This window comes from Haloarcula sp. H-hyl2, from assembly GCF_056934385.1.
In genome coordinates this window covers 19399-41930 of the sequence record NZ_JBRIIJ010000005.1, presented here as the reverse complement: position 1 = coordinate 41930, position 22532 = coordinate 19399, and the positions used below count along the sequence as shown (strand labels likewise).

At 53.6% G+C, this 22532-nt stretch carries 14 protein-coding genes and 3 pseudogenes; 10 read left to right on the top strand and 7 right to left on the bottom strand.

What is annotated here, in order from left to right; translation table 11 throughout:
• The first annotated feature begins 62 nt into the window (after positions 1-62).
• Together Hhyl2_RS20280 and gdhB are read left to right on the top strand one after the other, a co-directional pair.
• A complete protein-coding gene (locus Hhyl2_RS20280) occupies positions 63-206 on the top strand; it encodes a rubrerythrin-like domain-containing protein (RefSeq protein ID WP_483552615.1) in 144 nt (47 codons plus the stop codon).
• Positions 203-1510 carry a glutamate dehydrogenase GdhB gene (gene gdhB, locus Hhyl2_RS20275; RefSeq protein ID WP_483552711.1) on the top strand — a complete coding sequence of 436 codons (1308 nt, stop codon included), beginning with the start codon at positions 203-205 and terminating at the stop codon, positions 1508-1510. The genes Hhyl2_RS20280 and gdhB overlap by 4 nt, the downstream gene beginning before the upstream one ends.
• 524 nt (positions 1511-2034) lie before the next feature.
• Here gdhB and Hhyl2_RS20270 read toward each other — a convergent pair.
• Entirely contained in the window at positions 2035-3480 is a 1446-nt protein-coding gene (locus Hhyl2_RS20270; RefSeq protein ID WP_483552614.1) for an amidase, read from the bottom strand.
• 109 nt (positions 3481-3589) lie between these two features.
• Here Hhyl2_RS20270 and Hhyl2_RS20265 point away from each other — a divergent pair, with 109 nt between their 5' ends.
• Together Hhyl2_RS20265 and Hhyl2_RS20260 are read left to right on the top strand one after the other, a co-directional pair.
• Positions 3590-4441: a sulfite exporter TauE/SafE family protein gene (locus Hhyl2_RS20265; RefSeq protein WP_483552613.1), complete on the top strand. Its 852-nt coding sequence runs from the start codon at positions 3590-3592 to the stop codon at positions 4439-4441.
• Position 4442: 1 nt separating this feature from the next.
• Positions 4443-6878 (top strand): heavy metal translocating P-type ATPase, encoded by a 2436-nt coding sequence (locus Hhyl2_RS20260; RefSeq protein ID WP_483552612.1) that lies wholly within the window; start codon positions 4443-4445, stop codon positions 6876-6878.
• A 170-nt stretch (positions 6879-7048) separates the two neighbouring features.
• On the opposite strand, the gene Hhyl2_RS20255 is transcribed toward Hhyl2_RS20260, so the two are convergent.
• On the bottom strand, positions 7049-8023 hold the full coding sequence (locus Hhyl2_RS20255; protein WP_483552611.1) for a deoxyhypusine synthase: 975 nt from the start codon (positions 8021-8023) through the stop codon (positions 7049-7051).
• A gap of 91 nt (positions 8024-8114) precedes the next feature.
• Here Hhyl2_RS20255 and Hhyl2_RS20250 point away from each other — a divergent pair, with 91 nt between their 5' ends.
• On the top strand, positions 8115-8852 hold the full coding sequence (locus tag Hhyl2_RS20250) for a uroporphyrinogen-III synthase (protein ID WP_483552610.1): 738 nt from the start codon (positions 8115-8117) through the stop codon (positions 8850-8852).
• A 39-nt stretch (positions 8853-8891) separates the two neighbouring features.
• On the opposite strand, the gene Hhyl2_RS20245 is transcribed toward Hhyl2_RS20250, so the two are convergent.
• From Hhyl2_RS20245 to Hhyl2_RS20235, 3 genes and pseudogenes are all read right to left on the bottom strand, one after another.
• Positions 8892-10058 carry an MFS transporter gene (locus Hhyl2_RS20245; protein ID WP_483552609.1) on the bottom strand — a complete coding sequence of 389 codons (1167 nt, stop codon included), beginning with the start codon at positions 10056-10058 and terminating at the stop codon, positions 8892-8894.
• Positions 10059-10189: 131 nt separating this feature from the next.
• Positions 10190-12148, bottom strand: a complete 1959-nt coding sequence (locus tag Hhyl2_RS20240; protein WP_483552608.1) for an archaea-specific SMC-related protein — start codon at positions 12146-12148, stop codon at positions 10190-10192.
• A 64-nt stretch (positions 12149-12212) separates the two neighbouring features.
• A pseudogene (locus Hhyl2_RS20235) lies at positions 12213-12374 on the bottom strand (IS1595 family transposase); the annotation flags it as partial.
• A gap of 192 nt (positions 12375-12566) precedes the next feature.
• Here Hhyl2_RS20235 and Hhyl2_RS20230 point away from each other — a divergent pair.
• A pseudogene (locus tag Hhyl2_RS20230) lies at positions 12567-12872 on the top strand (IS110 family transposase); the annotation flags it as partial.
• Positions 12873-12977: 105 nt separating this feature from the next.
• A complete protein-coding gene (locus Hhyl2_RS20225; protein ID WP_483552710.1) occupies positions 12978-14252 on the top strand; it encodes an IS4 family transposase in 1275 nt (424 codons plus the stop codon).
• 332 nt (positions 14253-14584) lie between these two features.
• Here the strand turns inward: Hhyl2_RS20225 and Hhyl2_RS20220 are convergent, their stop codons facing one another.
• The gene (locus Hhyl2_RS20220; protein WP_483552607.1) at positions 14585-16408 is read right to left on the bottom strand and encodes a DUF2264 domain-containing protein; all 1824 of its coding nucleotides are present in this window, start codon (positions 16406-16408) and stop codon (positions 14585-14587) included.
• A gap of 322 nt (positions 16409-16730) precedes the next feature.
• Here Hhyl2_RS20220 and Hhyl2_RS20215 point away from each other — a divergent pair, with 322 nt between their 5' ends.
• From Hhyl2_RS20215 to Hhyl2_RS20205, 3 genes are all read left to right on the top strand, one after another.
• Complete coding sequence (locus Hhyl2_RS20215; RefSeq protein WP_483552606.1) at positions 16731-17858, top strand: ISH3 family transposase; 1128 nt, start codon at positions 16731-16733, stop codon at positions 17856-17858.
• Positions 17859-18212: 354 nt separating this feature from the next.
• Positions 18213-19739 (top strand): GAF domain-containing sensor histidine kinase, encoded by a 1527-nt coding sequence (locus Hhyl2_RS20210; RefSeq protein WP_483552605.1) that lies wholly within the window; start codon positions 18213-18215, stop codon positions 19737-19739.
• A gap of 192 nt (positions 19740-19931) precedes the next feature.
• Positions 19932-21125, top strand: coding sequence for a glycoside hydrolase family 88 protein (locus Hhyl2_RS20205; RefSeq protein WP_483552604.1), 1194 nt, complete (start codon positions 19932-19934; stop codon positions 21123-21125).
• Positions 21126-21348: 223 nt separating this feature from the next.
• On the opposite strand, the pseudogene Hhyl2_RS20200 reads toward Hhyl2_RS20205, so the two are convergent.
• A pseudogene (locus Hhyl2_RS20200) lies at positions 21349-22448 on the bottom strand (ISH3 family transposase).
• Positions 22449-22532: the final 84 nt, after the last annotated feature.

The window sequence follows — 22532 nt, the reverse complement described above, 5'->3', positions numbered from 1 at the left end:
AATACACTTATTATATTTGCACAGAGTGCCCTGGATTCCCGGCCGGCACTCGTGAACCCACTATGATAGATGTCGAACCTGAATCCGACGAAGAAACCCCATACGAGTGCTTCGAGTGTGGCAACATCATCATCGCAGAGAACAGCCCCGGCCAGTGTCCCGACTGTAGCGGTCCGATACGAAACCGGCGAATGCCGCTCGAATAATCATGGCATCGAAATCCGAAAGCACCCACGACAATTCAGGCGACGAGGCGGCAGAATCAACCGCATCTGAATCGGCACTCGAAACCGCCCGTCGCCAACTGTACCATGCTGCCAATTACTTGGATATTGATTCCAGTATCGTCGAGCGGCTCAAATATCCAAAGAAGGTCCACGAAGTGACAGTCCCGATCGAGCGAGATGACGGTACGGTCGAGGTGTTCACGGGCTACCGAGCCCAACACGACAGTGTCAGAGGTCCATTTAAGGGGGGGCTTCGATACCACCCCGACGTGAGTAGAGACGAGTGTGTCGGGCTCGGCATGTGGATGACCTGGAAGTGCGCCGTCATGGACCTCCCATTCGGGGGGGCCAAAGGCGGCGTTACCGTCAACCCCAAAGAGCTGAGTTCGGAAGAGAAAGAGCGGCTGACTCGACGATTCGCACAAGAAATTCGCCACGTTATCGGCCCGACCCAGGATATACCAGCTCCCGATATGGGTACAGATCCCCAGACAATGGCCTGGTTGATGGATGCCTACTCGATGCAGGAGGGCGAGACTACACCGGGCGTCGTCACCGGGAAGCCGCCCGTAGTCGGCGGGAGCGAAGGCCGTGAAGAAGCCCCCGGACGGAGTGTCGCAATTGTCACGAAGTTGGTATGTGAGTACTACGGCCAGCCGCTCGATGAGACAACCGTGGCAGTCCAGGGGTACGGGAGCGTCGGGGCGAACGCGGCCCGACTCCTTGACGAGTGGGGTGCGACCATCGTCGCGATCAGCGACGTGAATGGAGCGATGTACGAGCCGGATGGGATCGACACGGCGTCAGTTCCGTCACACGACGAAGAGCCGGAAGCCGTCACCAAATACTCGGACACCGTGATTTCGAACGACGAGTTGCTCACTCTCGATGTCGAAGTGCTCATTCCTGCCGCCCTAGGGAACGTGATTACCAAAGAGAACGCGGAAGCAATTGCCGCCGATCTCGTCGTCGAGGGTGCCAACGGCCCGACGACGTCCACGGCTGGTTCGATTCTCGCCGACCGGGATGTCGCCGTGATTCCCGATATTCTCGCCAACGCGGGCGGTGTCACTGTGAGCTACTTCGAGTGGCTCCAAGACATCAATCGGCGAGCCTGGTCGCTTGAACGGGTGAACGACGAACTCGAGGCGGAGATGCAGGCTGCTTGGCGAGCAGTCAAAGACGAATACGAGAACCGCGACGTCACGTGGCGCGATGCAGCCTACATTGTCGCTCTCTCACGAATCGCTGAAGCCCACGAGGCGCGGGGGCTCTGGCCGTAGGGAGATGGATCATCGACCATTCAGACGAATTCGACAGCCAGCTACACCGCTTGAACGTGGATTTTTTCGACTGTATCAACTTGTTAGTCCGGGAGCGAAACTCGTTACTATCTGCTTCATTGGATACGTCGTCGTCGGCTTCACTTTATCTTTCGCTGGAGTATATAAACCAGCATACTCCGTGATGGGTTTCACTGACCCATTTTTCACAGTATTGTCATTTCTGACAGGGCTCTTCATCTGTACAATGTCGGGAACGCTCGCAGTGCTCACGCTCCTGCTCAGCCCCAACGATTCGAAGGCTAATTACGTTGTTATAATGAGTGTCATTGCCCTTGGATTTGGGGCCGCTACTATACGAGTTACATTCGGGGCCGTCCAAGCATGTCTCGCTGAGATAGTAAGCAGTCTTCTGTAGAAAAGAAAAATATTGTGCAATGCAAAAGTAGTTAGTTACTACGTTTGCTCTCGAGAACTGTTCAAGTGAGTCCAGACGCTGGGTCTGCTACAGATGACCGGGCAGTTCACCGTACAGGATACTGATCTATCCACGGTCGAACTCGTTCGAGTGCTGCAGCGACGCTCAAAATATCTGCCTCAGTAAATCTCCGGCCAACAATCTGTAATCCAACTGGGAGCCCGTTGTCGGTAATCCCAGCAGGAACTGACGCTACAGGATGGCCAGTCATGTTGAACACCCATGTCAAAATCACGTCTGTCGGGACACCAACCACTGCTTGACCGTCGATCTCCGTTGGGTAGCCGTCGGTGAGATGCTTGCTGAATGGTGGGATGGTAAGAGTGGGTGTCACGAGAACGTCGTAGCCAGTTAGCGCGTCCTGAATGCCATCGTATGCAGCAGTCCGTGGCCCGTTCTGTAGTTGGTTGTTGGTAGCCTCGGTCTCTTTTCCTAATATGATCGTCGACCGAACTGTTTCTTCGATATCTGCCGTCTCGAAGTCGATGTCATACCGATCTTCGACTTGTTGAGCGAATGCACTGAAGAAGACGCCAACCTGCGTGACGTATGCCATCGAGAGCTCTTCATACGACGGGAGCGAGACGTCCACAGTATCGACTGTCGCACCGCCGGCCGCTAGGTCCGTGACGGCAGAATCAACTGTTTCACGCACCGTCGATGCAACTGGTTGTAAATCCAGATTCGGACTGTACGCAGCCGATAGCTCAGTAGTCGGCCGGTTAGTGGCCTCGACGTATTCCGTTTCTGGACGGGGCACACTAAATGGATCTCGGTCGTCATAGCCTGCGAGGACATCGAGTAAGAGAGCTGTGTCCTCAACTGTTCGTGCCATCGGCCCACCCACAAAAAACGGAGAGTGGGTGCCGAATCCGTCGAATGGGATACGTTCGGGAACGAGCCCGAACGTCGGTTTCAGCCCGATGACGTTACAACAGGAGGCTGGGACCCGGAGCGAGCCACCGATATCCGACCCGGTGGCAAGCGGTACTGCACCCGCCGCAAGCGCCGCTGCCGAGCCGCCAGATGAGCCGCCCGCAGAATGATCGGAGTCGAACGGGGTCGGAGTCGCGCCAACGAACCGATTCTCTGTCTTAATAGTGTGACCGAGTGCCGGTGTGTTGGTCGTACCGACGATGACGGCACCGGCAGCTTCCAGCCGTTCGACTGTGATGGAATCCTCGTCGGCCACGTTATCGGCCAATGGAGCGAGTCCCATCGTATTCTTGACACCCTCTTTCCGGCTCCGAAGATCTTTGATTACGACTGGCACACCGTGGAGTGGGCCGAGGTCTTCTCCACGGGCCGCTGCAGCGTCGACCGCGTGAGCACGCTCCCGTGCCGATTTCTCAGTGATCGTGATGAACGCGTTCAAATCATCGATTGCTCCGATACGCTCTAGGGTTGACTCGAGGAGGGTTAGCGCAGACACACATCCAGTACGGGCTTCAGACGCAAGTTCCCGTGCCGATTGCTGCATGAATTCGGGCATATCTAATGAACATTCGGGCTGTGTGTTCCTATTTATTCTCATCAGTGACTTTCGAAGTCACGGCCCGAACCGAAACCAACTACACAGGACGGGCGGTATGCTCTAATCTATGCTGGCTTTGCCAGCCGTGAGTATGATCTCGGCGGTCCTAGTACAACTGAGTGAGATCGGCATCGCGAGTGGCTACGGACTGGTGGTGTTTTTTCTGATTGGTCTCCTCGGCGGTGCACACTGTATTGGAATGTGCGGCCCGCTCGTTGCAACCTACGCCGAGCGTATGGAAACCGACGACCGCTGGTCTGGCGCACTCACTCTCTATGAAGTGCGGCAGCACGCGCTGTTCAACCTCGGCCGGACGATGAGCTACGCCCTCATCGGGGCTGTCTTCGGGGCTGCTGGCGCGCTGCTCTATGGGACGATCGGGCTCGCCGGGATTCTCGGGCCAGTCCAAGGTGTCGTCGGCATCTGCATCGGCGTGGCAATCCTCGGGATGGGAATCACCCGATTGGCCGGCTACCAACAAGGAGCCGTCGAAGGTGTAATTGACGATATTGGTATCGGATCAGTATTCGCGCGAACCTACACAGTGATCTCGACACGGATCGACCGCTGGGTCAACGGCATCGGCATCGTCGGGCTTGGCGCGCTTCATGGATTGTTGCCGTGTATGCTGCTCTATCCAGCATTCCTGTATGCGTTCGCACAGGGCTCGCCTGTATATGGTCTCCTCTCGCTCGCCGCGCTTGGGCTCGGGACGGTTCCTAGCGTGTTCCTCTACGGAACGGTGATCCAGTCAGTGAGCGCCCGCCAGCGACAGGTGGTCCACTATGGACTCGGTGTGTTGTTCATTGGGCTCGGATACGTCCTGTTAGCGATGGGGCTCATGCGGTTTGGCGTCGTGCTCCCGTTGCCCGACATCCCGTACTATCAACCAATCTCCGACTCGGAGGCGGTTGCGTAACATGTCCACCTGTACACTCTGTGACCTCCCTGTCGAAGACCCAATCATCGACGAGGCCATCGACGGCGAGTTCTGCTGTCGGGGCTGTATAGAGGTCGCACGCCTGGTTGACAACGGTGAGGACATCGACCTCTCCATTACGGCCGTCCGTGACCGTGTCGCGGCCGAGGATTCCCAACCCGATGTCCCCGAGGGCGCCGAAACGGCCTACCTCTCGATCGACGGTATGCACTGTCAGACCTGCGAAGGATTCATCGAACTCCTTGCCGAGGAAGAGGACGGTGTTCACGAGGCGCGTACGAGCTACGCCACTGAAATGGCGCAGGTGGTGTACGATCCTGCCCAGATCGACCGTAACGCGATCTCCGCTGCACTCAGTCGACTGGGCTATCAGGCCCACGGTCCCGACGAGGAAAACGACTCGCTGCGTTCGCGTGTCGAGTTCAGCAAATACCGTGCAGTGCTCGCGGCGGTACTGATGATGCCTGTGTTGATTCTCTACGTCCTGTTCATCTATCCGGTATACCTCGGCATCTATCCCGAGAGCTTTCTCTACGGGAGTACCGTTGAGGCGATGGTGTTCGGGCCGCTAGCGGTCTGGAGCACACTCATCGTTATCGGGCTCGGATATCCGATCTTCCGTGGGGCCTATGTGAGCCTGAAAGTCGGTCGCCCGAACATGGACGTGTTGATCGCCATCGCGGTGCTCGCAGCGTACCTCTACTCGCTGGCCACCTACCTTTCGGGCGGGCGCGACCCGTACTTCGACGTCGCAGTGATGGTGCTCGCGATCGTCACTATCGGCAACCATATTGAGTCACGGGTCAAACGCGCTGCACTCGGCAATCGCGCTGACCTCACTGATTCACGCGTCGATGACGCCCGCCGGCTCGACGACGACAGCGAGGCCACCGAAACCATCGACATTGAAGCGTGTGAGCCTGGCGATCAACTGTTAGTCAAACCTGGCGAACGGGTCCCAGTCGACGGCCAGATTGTCGACGGGACTGCCGCGATCGACGAGGCACTCGTCACAGGTGAATCTCTCCCGCAACGGAAATCCGTCGGGGACACTGTACTCGGCGGGTCGATCCCCACAGACAATGCGGTTGTCGTCGAAGTTGGTCCAGAAAACACCAGCACGATGGATCGCCTCGTCGAACTCCTCTGGAACGTCAAGAGTTCTGCGACGGGTGTCCAGCATCTTGTCAACCGCTTTGCGGTACTGTTTGTTCCGTTCGTACTCGGGCTTGCCGTGCTAACTGCCACTGGCTGGTTCGTCCTCGGCAACGACCCGAATACAGCTATAATGGTCGGTGTCTCTGTGTTAGTGGTCTCGTGTCCGTGCTCGCTCGGGATCGCGACCCCGCTTGCTCTCGCGGCGGCCACCCGCGATGCCACCGATAATCGCATACTCGTTCTCAACGAGACAGTGCTCGAGCGGATCGACGACTCCGCGGTCGTCGTGTTCGACAAGACTGGGACGCTCACCACGGGGGAGATGGAGCTTGTGGACGTTGCTGGCGACGATCCTGACGAAGTGCTTGCGATGGCGGCCGCCGTCGAACGCCGGTCGAGCCACCCCATCGCCGCTGCGATCGACGATGCCGCCCCGCCGACCACACGCTCTGTGTCGCGTTTCGAGAGCGCCGACCGTACCGTGTCAGCCCTCGTCGACGATACCCGCGTGGTTATCGGCCATCCAGACTCCTTTGACGCCGACGAGTGGACGATACCTGCAGAGATCGAGACAGCCGTCACGGACGCCTACGAATCGGGCAATCATCCGACGGCGATTGCCTGGGAGGGTGTCGTCCAGGGGATCGTCTCGGTCCGAGATACGCCGCGTGAGAACTGGGAACGCGTGGTTACCGATCTCACCGATGCGGACCGGGAAATCGTCGTGCTGACCGGCGACGACGAACGGATGACCGAAACATTTGCAAACCATCCAGCGATCGATCACGTATTTGCAGGCGTGCGCCCCGAGTCCAAGGAAGCGATAGTCCAGGGTCTCCGGGAGCGCGGGACGACGACAATGATCGGCGATGGAACGAACGACGCGCCCGCCCTCGCGAGCGCAGACCTCGGGATCGCGGTCTCGAGCGGCACCGATCTGGCGATCGAGGCGGCCGACGCGGTAGTACTGGACGACCGTCTCGACGCCGTTCCCGAGGTCTTCGAGCTGGCGAGTGAAACACGAGGCCGAATCAAACAGAACCTGCTCTGGGCGGCTGGCTACAACGCGATCGCGCTTCCACTGGCAATGACTGGCGTGATCACGCCGTTGATCGCCGCCGTTATGATGGCGGTCAGTAGTCTCATCGTCGTCTTCAACTCGAAGCGCCGCCTGCTCTCGGCGAACGGAGATCAGGTGGCTGCAACCGACTCTAGCGAAGGCAACGATCAACTTGGATCTCCCGCACACTCGGACTGAACGGTCGACCGCCAAGCATCAACTGTAACCACCCTACTACGCTTTCTATACTGTCGGTCGTAGCTATTTGTGCATCGTCGCATCGACGGGTCGGGGACGTCGCACAAGGACGTACGACCGACAGTATAGCTACAGTCTGCTACAGCACCAGTTCAATCAGCAGATCGCACTCACTCGCTGAAAGCACCCGCTACAAGCAGTGGGAAGACGAGCGTTGCTTCTGCTTCAACCTGCGTGTAATTCGTCCGCTCATCGTCTTTGATCTTTCCCCACGATACTGCCTCGTTCGGGGGCGCTCCAGAGAGCGAGCCATCCCCTTCCATACCAGTCGTGATGTAGACGACGTAATCCGCCCCGCCACGGAATAGATTTGTCATAATCGCGTGGTGTTTCGGGACGCCCCCTCCAACTGCGATCAGACCTGTCGTGTCAGCAAGCATCCCGTCCTCGATAAGCGAGTCATAATCGTCGAGGATTTCGATGCCGACCTCCGAGTCGTATCCCTGTCTGTAATAGTAGAGAAAGTTCCCAACTTCGGCGTCTGTCAGTGCTGGACAGTACACGGGAACGTCGTTGTCCGCCGCTTGCTTCAGGACCGAATCGGGATCGTCGAGTGTCTCCCCTAACTCGCGGGCAAACGCCGTCGGCGTCCGGACCTTTTCGTCGGCGAAGAACTCCTCGAAGAAGTTGTACAGGTACTCCTCCAACCAGACGTATCGGTCGGAAGGAACAAAGAGATTCCCAAGACGGTTGATTCCCTGTTCCCGGAGCGCAGCCTCGTCCGCATCCCACTCTCCCATTTTGAACGGCTTCGCCGTTTTGATAACATCCTCCGCCAGCGATCCCGCGGTCGTGATAAGCACGTCGACGTACCCTTCACGAACGAGGTAGGCGACGACTTCACGCAATCCCGACGAAATGATATTCGACGTGCATGTGAGATAGATCGTGGCATCGGCGTCTTGCATTTGCTCGGCGATGTCGATGGCCTCTGCGAGTTGCGTCGCCTGAAAGCCCGTCGTTGCATACGCTTCCAGCATCTCCTGAAAATCGAATTCGCCACGGAAGTCGTAGCCCTGCACGTCTGGCGTGGTCAACTCTTCATCACTTCCCGGAACAACGTGGTCGTGAGATTCCTCGTCCACACCGGCAATTTGCAGGATGCCGGTTTGAATCGTTCGAGACTGGTCGCCGATTCTCGATACCCACAAGTCCAGCATCGGCTAACTGTTCAATATGTCCCAGCCGACGGTAGCTGTTCTCCGACCCGACGACAGCCGTATCGTTGAGGCGGTCGAGTATCTCCAGACACTCGATGTATCCCCGATTCCAGATCCGATGTTGGCAATCACGCCGACCGGTCAGGTTCCCCAACATGCGGATTACTGTATCTTCACAAGCGAGACCGGTGTCGATCTAGCTGCGACAGCGGGATGGAAACAACGAGGAACCACTGTTTGTGCTGTCGGAGATCAGACTGCAACCGCATTATGCAATCGGGGCTATTCAGTCGATATCGTTCCATCGACGTTCACATCCACAGGACTCGTCGACGAGTTATCTACTGATGTCGAGGGCCAAACCGTTGAACTTGCTCGGAGTGCACACGGCAGCGAAGTACTTGTTGAAGGACTGGAAGCAGCTGGTGCAATTGTTAGCGAAACATCCTTATATCGTTTGGAACGACCGGAGACTGCGGGACAGTCGGTCTCACTTGCGGGAGACGGTAAGCTGGACGGGATACTGTTCACCTCGCCAAAGACGGTAGAGCACTTCGTTCAAATTGCGACTGAACGTGACGCTGTCGCTGCACTCCAACGCGAGCTAGAGGAGACGATTGTTGGAGCGATAGGAGCACCAACAAAACGTGCTGTCGACAAGCATGGGATCGCTGTCGATGTTATGCCGGATACAGTGGGTTTCACACAGCTTGCCGAGGTCACCGTACGTCGAATTCGGGATACCCACCAATGAACACATTCCGTCTCCAATCTGTTAGCTGACTTTGAGTGTTCACTGACGTCTCACCGTAAACCACGTTACTCCGATCAAGAAGGCAGCGGCACCAGACACTAACAGGGTTTGACGATAGCCGAACAGTGCTGCAGCCCCGACACTAAGCGGCGGACCGACCGTCGTGCCGAGTCTGAGAACACTTGTCCGAATACTCATAATGCTCCCGCGGAATTCGTCCGGTGCTCGTTCGTTGAGTGCCGTATCCGTAATCGGCTCTGCAAGTCCTTGACCAAGTCCGAATAGAAGGAGTGCGCCAGCAACTACGTGTATGGAGTCCGCGACGGCGACGCCGACGAGTCCGATCCCATAACTCACGAATCCAAGCGCTATCGATTGGAAGCTCGTGAGCGACCGAAGCACGCGATCACCTTGCATTGCTGTCGCTCCCATCGTAACCGCGGGTAATCCCACGAGAAGACCGATACCGGCTGAAGAGAGCTGATATTCGTTGGCGAGTAGGAACGGAACGGCGGTGAGCTGCGCGCCGTAGAGGATGACGAAGATACCGAAGATTGCGAGATAGAGCACGACGAAGGGGTTCATCGATGTGGGCCCGGTGAGGAATACACGGATACTCGAATTCGTATTGTTCTCGTCGCGCTGTGGCTCCTCAAGCAAGGTTATGCCGGGTACAGCGACGAGCAGCGCGAGGAGAAAACACGCGAAGGGAGCCGACCAAGCGACTGTCGCCAGCGCACCGCCGAGTAACGGATAGCCAGCAGCACCCACCGCGAGAATCGCCGCGTTGGCCCCAATTAGCACTCGTCGTTGTTCTCCGGAATAGAGGTCGCCGAGGAGCGTGACCGTGAGCATCGCAATCGCACTACTCGCCGCCCCCTGGATGGCTCGCAGGACCAAGATCAGGGTGAAGTCGGAAATGAAGATGATACCGCCCCCACTGAGTCCGAAGACAACGAGCGCCGGGATTAGAATCGGTTTTCGACCGATGCGGTCGGTTAGCAGTCCAATCGGGAGAGTGAGAAAGATCCCGGGGAGCGTGAACGCCGACAGCAAGAGGCTGGCCTGTGCCTCCGAAATGTTCCATGCCTCCTGGACCGCTGGGAGTACAGGGCTGATGAGTGAGACACCCATGACAGCGATAAGCGTACTCGCGAAAATCACGGCCGCTGCTGGCGAATTCCGGAGTTTCCGTATCCATTCCATCCGTTCTATTACTCTCTCGGTAAGTGCTCCCCGTAAGTCATCCGCTACAGGGCGGTGGCCTCGCTGATCAGTGTTGGAGATGTAGTTCTAATTCAATTCTATGGAGTTTGTCGTAACTAGAACCGTGTCGCTCAGATGGCGTTGACTCGGTTCACGCCGTCTAGCGCTCGTGCATCTTCCGGGAGCAATGCCACCACAAGATAGTCAGCGTAGTCTTCGAAATACTCAACAAGTCGGGCGATCCTGCCTGAGTCGATCGCTTCCATCGAGTCGAGCATCATGAACGGGACTGTCTCGTGAAGGTCGTGAACGAGATATCCAGCTAGTGCGAAAATGAGGCCGGTGACCTCGCGCTCACTCTCGCTCAGGTGCTCGACCGTATCTTCGTAGGCAGCCCCATTCTCAGTGGTCCGGACGATATGGAGCTCGAACGCTGTCTGGTCGACTTTCCGTCTGCCCTCACGGACCGTCTGTTCGATGCGTTCAATCCAGATGCGCTCGAGGTTCTTGTACCCCAGAATCTCGAGCATCGCGCCCATGTGTTCGTTGAATTCGTTGATTGCGTCGGCTTCGATCTGATCAATCTTCGTCCGTTCCTCAGTCAGTTGCTCGACCAACTCTTCCCGCTCTTCTCTGAGGCCATCGACACGGTCAAGCATACTCTCGATATCTTCAATTTCCTCGATGACCTCCTTAAGATCCGACTCGAGACTGTCAATTTCGAACTCGAGTTGGTTGGCTTCTTTGTGGAGTGAGAGTACCTCCTCGAAATCCTCGGATTCGAGGTCCTCAACGTCAGCTTCGAGTGTTTCAATGTTGTCCGTTAACTCATTACTCTGGGACCTGAGCGAGTCGAGTTGTGCATCGCGGTTTTCAAGCTCATCATCGAGGTCCTCAATTTTGCGCTCGATCTCTTCACGCTGATTTTGTTGCTGTTTCGCCTCGTGCCGCTCTGATTTCAAGTCTTTAAGCTCGGATTTAACCTCGTTAAGGTTTTGCATTAGATTTTGCCGACGTTCTTGGAGACGCGCGACAGTCTCCTCGATCTGCTCACGTTCGACCGTCGAGCCACACGTCCAGCAAGTGGTTTTGTTATCGCTGTCAGCAAGGAGTTTATCAGTCAGTGAGCCGGTAGACTGGGACTGATCATCTCCACCGAGCATCTCAAGCACCTCGTAGTCCTCATCATCTAATCGTTCTTCGTTGTACTGAATAAGACTCTGGAGGTCTGCCATCTGAGAATTTAGCGTTTGCCGTCTCTCACGGAGCCGTTTGATCTCAGTGTCCAACTGTTGGTGTTCGCCCATCGGAGTCTCGGGCAACTCTTCGAGCTCGGCTTCGAACTCGCTACGCTCCTTTTTGAGTGAATTGATACTTTCAGTTTGCCCCTCAATTTGGCGACGTGTCGATTCGAGCTCTGAGCGCGTCGAGCGAAGCTCGTCGAGTTTTGCTTCCAGCTCTTCTTTCTCTTGTCGACTTGTCTCTAATTCTTGATTACTCTCATCTATCTCTACTTCCTTGTCTACAAGCTCACTCTGTTTGTCCTGTATCTCTTCCTGTACCTGTTTTCGACGTTGTTCGAGTTTGGGTAACTCTGATTTTCTGTTCTCGATAGTGTCTAACTGATTGTTTATTTTGTCTTTCTGTGCTTCTAATTCCTGGATTCTATTTTTAATATCGTCGATATCGACAGGACGCATGATAATCTCGCGTAGGTCATCACCACGGGCGACAGACTGGCGTGTTTCGTTGGTTTCGAGTAGGAACGCGAAGAGCTTGGCAACCTCGGGATCGTCGAGATAGCCGTCACCAGCGAATACAACTGAGTCGCTCGTTCGGGTGAGTGTCCGTTCATAGGCACTACCGTCGAGGGCAAGCTGGACGCGTCCCTCGTCAGCATCGCCTTTGAGTGTCGCTTGATTACTCCCCAAGGCAGCCATAATTGATTGCAGAAACGATGTCCGATTAGTTGCATTCTCCCCAGTTAGGACGGTTACCCCAGGTGGAATCGCAACTTGGGTATAGTCGATACCGCCAATGTTCTCCACAGTAAATTCTACTGTAGGAGAAACTTGGTCTGAATTAGGCATACATCAACAGAATAGCTCTATCTATTAAAATCCTATACGCTCTTGTGAAGCACGTTGTTGATTTTCAGAGGGCGGCGTCGAGAACATGTTTGAGCGCTTCGTCACCTGGTTTTCTGTAGAGTTTGCAGCGGAGCTGAAAGGCTCTAAGATACGGCGTTAGCTTATCTTTCGACACTCCTCGGTGGCTCTCGCAGGTAACTCCATGAGAATCCCGTTGAAACCACTGGAGCGTGAAGTACGAAATGGAGTCACGAAGGTCGCCACGTCAACCGCGCACCAAAGCGCGTGCAGGTGACAGACCTCGGATGCGAAGGAACAGGAGAATTGGGATCGCAGCCTGGCCGACCGTGGTCGGCCAAGGCTGCAAGCCCGGAGCGATGTCGTTCCGCTTCACGCATTCAGGACTCCAGAGGACACCATGACCGCAACCACTGATCACTACCTGGGCATTGATGTCCACAAACGCAAAGCGCAAGTCGCTGTCCTCGATGACGAAGGCAAAGTCGTTGAAGAGGTCCGCGTCGCCAACGCGGACCTCGACGAAATCGCACAGAAGTACGCTGGAAGTAGTGCTGCACTCGAAGCGGGAAGCAATTATTTCACGATTTACGATAGGCTTGATGAAGAGTTGGATGTGACGCTTGCCAATCCGGCCAAGGCCGATTGGCTCGAAGACCAGAAACAGAAAAACGACCGCAAGGACGCCAAAAACCTCGCGCGGCTTTAGCTAAGAGACGAATCACGTGACAGCAGCGGCTTATCGAGGCTACTTTTCGAGAGGAATGAGGAGGAGTCCGCTGTGCACACTGACGCCTCCTCGTCGAGAATCATGCGTCGGCTCACTACACTGTTTCCCTCCGAGTTCCTCGAAGAGCACGCCGAGGAACTCGGCGTGGTCGAGCGAGAGGGCAAGCTTCAGATTCCTGTCCTCGTGTGGGCGCTCGTGTTCGGCTTCGCCGCAGGCGAGAGCCGAACACTCGCTGGGTTTAGACGCTGTTACAACGCTACAGCTGACGAACCGATCTCTTCTGGCGGTTTCTATCACCGGTTGACGCCGACACTCGCGGAATATCTCCGCGACCTCGTCGAGCGCGGCCTCGACGAGGTCGCTGTCCCTGATGCCGTTGACGCTGATATCGACCGATTCAGGGACGTGATGATCGCTGATGGAACGGTGTTGCGGTTGCACGAGTTCCTCTCTGATGAGTTCCAGGCCCGTCACGAGGAGCAGGCTGGAGCGAAGCTCCACCTGCTCCACAATGCCACCGACCAGACGATTGAACGGATCGATGTGACTGATGAGAAAACGCACGACAGCGCGCTGTTCAAGACAGGATCGTGGCTGCAAGGACGACTGGTTCTGTTTGATCGAGCGTACTTCAAGTACCGCCGCTTTGCGTTGATCGATGAGAATGACGGCTACTTTGTGAGTCGGCTGAAGCAGAACGCAAATCCGGTGATAACGACGGAATTACGGGAATGGCGCGGCCGCGCCATTCCCTTGGAGGGCGAGCAGATCCACCACGTGGTCGATGATCTCTCGCGGAAGTATATCGACGTAGAAGTCGAGGCAGAGTTCAAACGTGGGCCGTACAACGGCACACGGTCGCTGGACACGAAGCGGTTTCGCGTCGTCGGCGTCCGCAACGAGGACGCCGACGACTACCATCTCTACATCACGAATCTGCCGCGAGAGGAGTTTCTCCCGGCGGATCTAGCGACGCTGTATCGGTGTCGATGGGAGGTAGAAACGTTGTTCCGGGAATTGAAAACGCAGTATAAACTGGACGAATTCGACACGAACAATCCTGATGTCGTGAAAATTCTACTATACGCTGCGTTGCTGTCACTGTTGGTGAGCCGGGAGTTGTTGGATCTGGTCACCGAACAGGCCGACGATGAGATCGTGTTTCCGCCGGAACGCTGGGCGGCGACCTTCCGGTCGCACGCCCAGCTCATCCTCCACGAACTCGGTGAGTACCTCGGGTACTCGCCACCGCCGTTGCTGGAGCGGTTGATCGACGACGCACAGAAGATCCACCAGCAACGACCGATCTTACAAGAGACGCTCGCTACCGCTACGCAACCGAGGTGTGAGTCTTAGCTAAAGACGAATGGTGGGAACATATTGGGCATCGCTGGCGCGGTACTCTTGCCCTCTTCGACTTTCAGCCGCTGCTCTCGCAATCAATAATCTCCTTCGCAAGAGCGAATCCTATATTGGGAGGTGCTTCGGTAGATGTATCCTCTCCCAAACTTCGGGGTCACTGGGGAGGCATAGTTCCAGGCAATCCTGGGTATGAGCGGCTGTTCAATACGCTTGGGTTATGGCCAGCGTCGATGTGTGTTGAAAGACGTAGTACCACTACGTGAATCGTCTGTGGCTTTGCTTCGTCTGGCTGCAGATACTTGTCGAGATTCTGTGAATGAACCATATCATTTTGATTTATGAATTTTTATAACTTTGCCACTTTCGATATCTGGATCTTTGATTTCAACGGTATCCTCCTGGATATTTACTTCGGGTTTCTCATTCCAATCGTCTTTATTCTCCACTGGCGCGCCCAGAACTGCTGTAGACAAAATATGCTCACCTGGCTCATGAACATCCGTTAGAATTGGAATTAGGGTACATGGGTTCATAATATTAGAGTTCGGGTCTGACTTCGGAAGATCAGAAGTTCGGTCTTCCATCAAATCTATGATACCACTTATATACTTACTGTTATTGACCTTACTATATGCATCTTGAATAATTGATGAAATATCAGATTCCGGTGTTTTACTTCGATTATAGGCGATTGGGAATCCACCTTCAACGCTCCTGATTGTACGGTCAGTTGTAATCTTGTGGATTCGGATGTGCCAAGGCATTTTTGGAACAACCCAAGATTCAATTTCGACGTCACTCCACGGTTTCCATAAGGAATAGGGTATCCCATTATGCATCGTACCTTCCTCCAATTCATCTCGTGAGCGGTAGTACCCGGACTCATCAGACACAGTGAGCGTATTATCTATTCCCTGACTAGATAGTTTGGAACCACCAGTTCGAGTGTTGAAGCCAAATCCAGTCGCATAAGCAAATTTACTATACTTTTCATCATATGGGGTTGCCTGACCGTGAGTGAGAGCACACACGAAATTATCCTGACTACTAGAATATACGATCATGCCACTCTCTTCTTGCACATGTGTTTCAGAAAGAGTTGAATGTCGTTCTTCTTCAGCCTCCCAAAATGGATGCGAAGGAGACAATGCAAGTGGGAGGAATGTTTTCATTGCCCAATAGGGGGAGGTTGGAGAGCTGTAATCTTCGATGATAGAGCTATTGGGGTATCTATATCCCAAAGTTAGTAGTCTGTTAGAATCAAAAATCGGCTGTTGTAGCCACCACCGAATATTTTGTAACCAAATCCTTTTCATCTCCCCCCACGGAAGTGCCTCAACTCCCGCATATGCTAGTGCCCCCCAAAAAGAGCCTTGGGCAAACCGATATAAGAGACTCCTCCCATATGGAAGTGCTTCCCCCTCCTTAGTGAACCGTAACCGATAGTCTGATGCAAATTCTTTTGCACGCTTTTTAAATTTGATAGAACGTTGGGAATCAATATCTTCTGCCAATTTCGCATATATCAAGCTATAGAAATGAAAGGCCCATGGTATGTAGTAATCTCCCTTATTTGGCCCATCAGTGTACCATCCGTTTCCTTGATAGAACTCTTCGAGCCGTCTGAAATCTGATTCAACCTGTTCCCAGTCATAGGGTGCACCAATTTTCCGCAAGCCGAGATTAGTGATCACTCGGAAGAACAGCCAGTTATTGTCAATAAGTTCAACATTATTTATATCGTATAACCAATTTGAAATTTTATTTTGTTGCTCTTGAGTTAGCGGTTCCCATAATCGCTTAGGAATAAGTGCCAAGGCTAAGCTAATTGCTGGTGCTTCAACGGCTTTTTGTGACTGGTTGGTGATCTTCCCCCAATATTCCTCATGAGTCTGATTAGTACCGTTGAGTAAGCCCGTCTGATAGGGTTCCCACCAGTCAAAATCACTATTCCCCACCGCTAAAGGCACTAAACCCCAAAGTGGACGTGCAAATCCCTCTAATGCGGTATCTGGCTGAATTGCCCCTAGATTGCCAACCTCGACCCGGGCCTTCCCGTCACTGAATTTCTGTTTCAGTGGCTCAAAAAGTTCTCTTACTAGCTTTTCTACATCTGTTCTAGTTTGAATGTCTGGATCCATCTTTGGCATTAGCTATAGTCCTCTTATATTATATTTAGCATGCGATTTCTCGATTATTATTCGGCATTTGTACTGACAGGCAACTTTATACATGCAATTGTGGTCTGTTATCTTTGTGCCTCTAATATAAATTCTCGGGCATTCCCTCTGGGCGTATCATAGAATCTACCTCATAGCTTCTCAGAGTCCGGGTTGGTTCCTTGACCGTAATTGAGAATTGCACCAACTAGGCGAAGACACACCACAACAATACTTTTTATGTGTGGATACGGCTTCAACTGAGGTCCAGTCGATCACATCGGGTTAGAGGAAGTGTCTGCTTGGATGTGGTGTGAAGCCTACCGAAGCAGACAGTGAGATAGAGGGAGAGTACCTGCTTAATTTTGTCGTCAACAGCCTTGACGAGGAACTTGGGATAGATCTCGGCGAGAACGTTGAAGTCACCACGGAGAAACTGTACGAGGTCCTCGCCGGCGGGACCTCGATCAACCACGTCTGCGAAACAACCGACGACTCCCCGCATGCCTACACCGTCCGGGGACATCTCACCGATCAGTTCGAACTTGATTCGGTTGAAGCGGTCGGTGACACTCTCTTACAACGAGATGCGCTTGAGACACTGCCGGATCGACCGGTGGAGGTCTGCGCAGACCTCCACCTCGATCCCTACTACGGCGACGAAGACGAGACAGAAGCGCTGTACTCCTCGCAGGCGGGAACAACGACGTTTCACGCGTACGCGACGCTCTACGCGCGGGTACGCAACAAGCGGTACACGCTGGCGGTTCGCCAGCTCGTCTCTGGCGACACCACCAGCGATGTCCTTGCTGAGTTTCTCGACCTCCTCGACGGCCTTGACCTCGGCGTCAAGGCCGTCTACCTCGATCGCGGATTCTACAACAGCACCTGTCTTGGGCTGTTGTACGCGCACAACTACGCCTACGTCATGCCGATCGTCAAGTGGGGGGAGGCGATTCAAGAGGAACTCAACAGAGGCTGGAGCCGCGAGATCGAACACGATCTCGCCGGCGAGGTGACGTTCCCTGTGTTCATCGACTGCGTCTACCAGCAGGGACGATACGACGAGCACGGGGTGGCGCGTCACGGCTACGCCGCTGACGCGCCGTTCATCGACACGCCGCGGGATGCACGAGAGCACTACAGCAAACGCTTCGGCATCGAGTCGAGCTACCGATTAGCCAAGCAGAGCCTCGCGTTTACCAGTTCTCAGGACGCTGGCTTGCGGCTGGTGATGTTTGTCGTGAGTCTGCTGCTCCAGAACAGCTGGCGGTATCTCCACTGGAAGTACGTGGCGGCGCCCCGCCGCGGGGGGCGCCGCCTCTGGCAGTGGTCGTTCACGGAGTTCTGTGAGATGACGCTGCGGGCCGCCTGGACAGCGCTCGGTGTGCGCAGGGCTGTTCCAGCAAATCAACCACTCGACGACCGGTTCTTCCGGTAGCTGTCCATCGATCCGGACTGCGGTCGTGAGTGTCGACACTGTCGCGTCGGCGGCAGTCCGCCGCCGACAGCGACGATTCATCCCGAAGATCGCGCTCACCAGTGCTTCGAAAACACTCCACGATCAGTTCGATTTGATTCTCCACCATCAGACGAGATTACACGGCTGTCGACGTGATCAACTGACCCTGTATCATGACACTATCGGTGATTATACTCAAGTACGACGCACAGACTATTACAGCTACTGAAAGTAAGGATAACCAACAATTTCGACAACACTGTTTTATCGCCTCGATATATCTTTATTATAGAATCAAAAGTAAACACGACCCTTTCAAATCTATAGTGATTCATGGACGCTCAAAACCAAGATATGGCCACTCTTAGCCTAAGGTTGCAAAAACTCATGACAGCCGATCAGCCGGCCAACCAGAAAATCCAGCGCGCACTCGAACTGGGGGCCTCGTATTTAGATGTAGATGCCGGACTCGTCTCACAGACATTTGAGGATGAAGCGACCTGGGAAGCAATCGTTAGTACCGCCGGAGACGACAGCCAGTTCTCGGAAGGAACTACGCTCGACCTGTCGAACACGTATTGTCGCCGTGTCGTCGAAGACGACTCCCCATTAACAGTTCACGACGCGACTGAGCAAGGATTAGGGGATGACCCTGCCTTTCAAGACTTGAATGTTACCGTGTATTTTGGAACACCGTTGTACGAAGGAGACGAGATCTCTGGAACCGTCTGTTTTGTTGGGCAAGACCCGCGAGAGCCATTCAACTCTGAGGAAGCAATCTTCTTGGAGCTTCTTGCCCGATTCATCGAAAACGAACTTGTCGAGTCCCAGTATGAAACAGACCTTGACGAATCTCTAGAAATTGTTTCTGCGTTAACACGGGTACTCCGACACAACATTCGCAACAAACTCACTGTCGTGAAAGCATATTTGAACACACAATCCCAGAGCTCCAATGAGTATCTATCATCAGAAGTTGCGATAGACGCTGTCGATTCAGTGATCAACCTAAGTGAGAAAGCCCGGAAGCTCGAACGGATCCTGCAGGAATCATCCGACCGACGGACTGTCGAGTTGACACGCGAAATTGAACGTATCGTCGCTACCATAGAAAACCAAGTCCCAACGGCATCCATTACGGTAGATATTCCTGATACACTTGATTATTTTGCACGACTAACACTCCCACTCGCACTTCGAGAAATCATCGAGAACGCAACCGAGCACGCTGGAGACACACCTGAGGTTTTGATCGAGGCGACCGATCTCGATAGTGGCATGAAAATCAACATTCAGGATGATGGGCCAGGACTTCCAGAGGAGGAACAGACCGTCATCGCTGAAGGTACCGAAACACCACTCATTCACAGCTCAGGGCTTGGTCACTGGATTGCTCGTACAATCATCAAGAAACACGACGGCGACATCGAGACCAGCGTCTCCGACGAGGGAACAACGGTAACTATCTCACTACCTCACACAATGCCGAGTCTACCATTAAGCGACTCCGACGACCAACTCCAAACAGAGTATGACAAGTTCAGACAAGCCTTCGATGATGCGTTCGAAGTGATATTGTTTATTGACGACAAGGGTCGAATTATTGAAAGCAACAAGCGGGCTGGAGAAATTGTTGGGGCCGAACCGCAAGAACTCGTCGGACAGCGCGTGCAAGAGTACATAATCTCGGATTCTGCTCAGACAAATGTACTCGATGAACTCTTACAAGAATCACTCGAACGTGTCAAAGTGACGGATACGCGGGAAAAAAAGCACGTGATGGAATACTCTGTGACACTTGACGTTGTGCCGGATCAGCACCTATTGATTGGGCGAGATGTGACCGATGAACGCGATTGACAACGTGAAATCAAACAGAAAGAAGAGTAGATAGGTTCGGGCTTGATGTGACTGATACACGGTCAAAGATTAGTTACAGATTTTCGCACACTGCCAGAATGTCCTGATTGGAGTACCAGCAGGGAAATCATCCACTTTCCCAACCGATAGATATATATATACAAATGCGGATATCTTAGATTGAGAATTAATATGAGCAATCAACTAGATTCAATTACTAAACAGTATACAACGGTTCCAGAGAATTATCAAGAGACAATTGAAGATAATATTGATTTTGTTTTAGATCAAATAGATGCTTTAATAGAGGAATTTGGTAGGGAAAAGTTCCCAGGTCCTGCTAGTGAGGAGTTGAATTATCAACCGGTCAAGAATGATTATGGCTGGACCACATCCTTTTGGACTGGGATGCTTTGGCTTGCCTTTGAAGTAACTGGCGAAGATAAGTACCGGAATATAGCGGAATATCACTTAGACTCGTTCTCTAGAAGAATTGAAAGAAAGCAACATCTTGATCATCATGATCTTGGGTTTCTTTACACGCTTTCTGCAGTTGCAGGCTACAAGTTGACTGGGGACTCAATTGCTCGAGAGGTGGCTCTCAAAGCTGCAGATTTACTCACAGATCGGTTTCGCCAAGGTCCCGGAATTATTCAAGCATGGGGTGACATTGAAAATCCTGAAGAGCGACCCTGGGCACACGGTCGTATTATAGCTGATACCATGCTAAATCTTCCACTCCTATACTGGGCTGGAGAGACAACAAACCGTCAATATTATCAAGAACTTGCTCATTCTCACGCCGAACAAACAGCAGATCATATCGTTCGAAAAGATGGTTCAACATACCACACTTTCCAATTCGATCTTGGTGAAAACAAACCGCTCGGTGGTGAGACACATCAAGGTCGCGCTGATGATTCTTGCTGGTCTAGAGGACAAGCATGGACAATCTATGGATTTCCTCTCAGTCATCGATATACTAACAACAGTCAGTTTATTGAAACAGCTAAGCAAACAGCAAATTACTATCTTGCCAACCTTCCTGCTGACAACGTACCATACTGGGATTTAGATATTGATTCAGGTGACGAGGAGCGTGATAGTTCGGCAGCTGCAATTGCAGTTTGTGGGCTAGATGAGCTCATAAAATTTCTTCCAATTGGTGATAAATCTAGACCAATATACCGGAACGCGGCCATTCAAAGTCTAGTGTCATTGTGCGAAGATTATACAACAGAAAATAAGTGTTCGAATGGTATTCTTGATCATGGAGTGTACAGTAAGCCTACAGGAAATGGAGTTGATGAGTGCTGTATTTGGGGAGACTACTACTTTTTTGAAGCACTAGTCAGAGCAACCCAAAATTGGGAACCGTACTGGTAGTGCCTGCCTTGCGAATAATTTAGTTGTGTCACAACACGTGCTACAGTTTCAGTACCTCACAAAGCATCGTCACTTGACCTGACTTGAGTCACCTGTTCTGTTGGGATGAGTCGTCGATAGTGGTCAAAGAACGCTAATCGAAGGCCGAGCTGCCGCTGTCGGCGGCGATCAGCCGCCGACGCGACAGCGTTGCCACTCACAAGTCAGTGTCCTCGGTGGGTGATTACCGGTGGAACCGGTCGTCCGGTGGCCGGTTTGCGGGGACGGCCCGACGCACCGCGAGGGCCGTCCACGCTGCCCGACACAGCATGTTGATGAACTCCTCGAACGACCATTTCCAGAGGCGACGCCGCCACGGCGGGGCGTCGCCGCATATTCCCAATAGAGATATCGCCACACATTCTGCAAGAGTAGACTAACCACGACGTACAGCAGCCGTACAACCGGATTCTGCGTCGTGGTATCGAGCACCTCGTGGTATTTGAATGAACCGCGCGTCAGCGGCGCAGCCGTGACGCACCACTCCATGTTCGTCATATCGTCCGTTTTGGTAGGTACAGTCGGTGTAGACGGGGAACTCGACGGTCACAGCTGGACCGTCGAGTTTCCCCGTCAGCTCGTCTTAGATGACACGACTCCATCCTTCCGAGAATTCCTGCTTGATTGTTTTTCCCACCGAATGATTGGCATCACGTACGCAGAGTTGTGGGCTTGAAGCAGCGTGAGACACTTGCTATCGTAGAATTCGCGGTCAAGATAGACGGCCTTGACGCTGAGGTCAAGGCCGTCGAGCAAACCAAGAAACTCCGCGAGGACACTGCTGGCGGTGTCGCCGTCGACGAGACGGCGCACCGCCAGCGTGTATCGCTTATTCTTCACACGCGCGTACAGTGTTGCATATGCGTGGAACGCGGTGGTTCCACGTTTTGCCCCTGAGTGGTAGAGGCCGTCTGTTTCGTCCCTGTCACCGTAGTAAGGCCGCAGGTGGAGGTCTGGGACGACCTCTACCTGCTCGGGCAGAACCTCTAGAACGTCCTTTTGTAGGAGTGCGTTCCCGACTTGTTCAACCGACGTTATGTCGAACTTCTCGCGGAGGTGGTACAGAATCGTGTTTTGATGAGGAGAATTTTCACTGGTCTCACAGAGTTCAGATATCGAGGTCCCGTCGGCGCAAGCGCCGACGAGGACCTCGTAAATATCCTCAGAGCCGATTTCAGCATTAGCGCCAAGACCGAGATCAACTTCCTCGTCGAGCTTGTTGACGAGGAAGTTAAGGAGCTGGTCTTCGTGGATTTCACCGTCTGCTTGCGGGGTCGTAGACACACCTTCAGCAAGCAGACCTCTCAACTAACTGCCCTGTTGAATAGCGATCCAATCGGCCCATATCACGGAGCAGAAGGACGAAGC

What these genes read in the sequence shown, in the direction of transcription:
- Hhyl2_RS20280 (WP_483552615.1), top strand. Translation starts at nt 63, where the DNA reads ATGATAGATGTCGAACCTGAATCCGACGAAGAAACCCCATACGAGTGC.
- Hhyl2_RS20270 (WP_483552614.1), bottom strand. Translation starts at nt 3,480, where the DNA reads ATGCCCGAATTCATGCAGCAATCGGCACGGGAACTTGCGTCTGAAGCC.
- Hhyl2_RS20265 (WP_483552613.1), top strand. Translation starts at nt 3,590, where the DNA reads ATGCTGGCTTTGCCAGCCGTGAGTATGATCTCGGCGGTCCTAGTACAA.
- Hhyl2_RS20260 (WP_483552612.1), top strand. Translation starts at nt 4,443, where the DNA reads ATGTCCACCTGTACACTCTGTGACCTCCCTGTCGAAGACCCAATCATC.
- Hhyl2_RS20250 (WP_483552610.1), top strand. Translation starts at nt 8,115, where the DNA reads ATGTCCCAGCCGACGGTAGCTGTTCTCCGACCCGACGACAGCCGTATC.
- Hhyl2_RS20245 (WP_483552609.1), bottom strand. Translation starts at nt 10,058, where the DNA reads ATGGAATGGATACGGAAACTCCGGAATTCGCCAGCAGCGGCCGTGATT.
- Hhyl2_RS20240 (WP_483552608.1), bottom strand. Translation starts at nt 12,148, where the DNA reads ATGCCTAATTCAGACCAAGTTTCTCCTACAGTAGAATTTACTGTGGAG.
- Hhyl2_RS20225 (WP_483552710.1), top strand. Translation starts at nt 12,978, where the DNA reads ATGCGTCGGCTCACTACACTGTTTCCCTCCGAGTTCCTCGAAGAGCAC.
- Hhyl2_RS20220 (WP_483552607.1), bottom strand. Translation starts at nt 16,408, where the DNA reads ATGCCAAAGATGGATCCAGACATTCAAACTAGAACAGATGTAGAAAAG.
- Hhyl2_RS20210 (WP_483552605.1), top strand. Translation starts at nt 18,213, where the DNA reads ATGGACGCTCAAAACCAAGATATGGCCACTCTTAGCCTAAGGTTGCAA.
- Hhyl2_RS20205 (WP_483552604.1), top strand. Translation starts at nt 19,932, where the DNA reads ATGAGCAATCAACTAGATTCAATTACTAAACAGTATACAACGGTTCCA.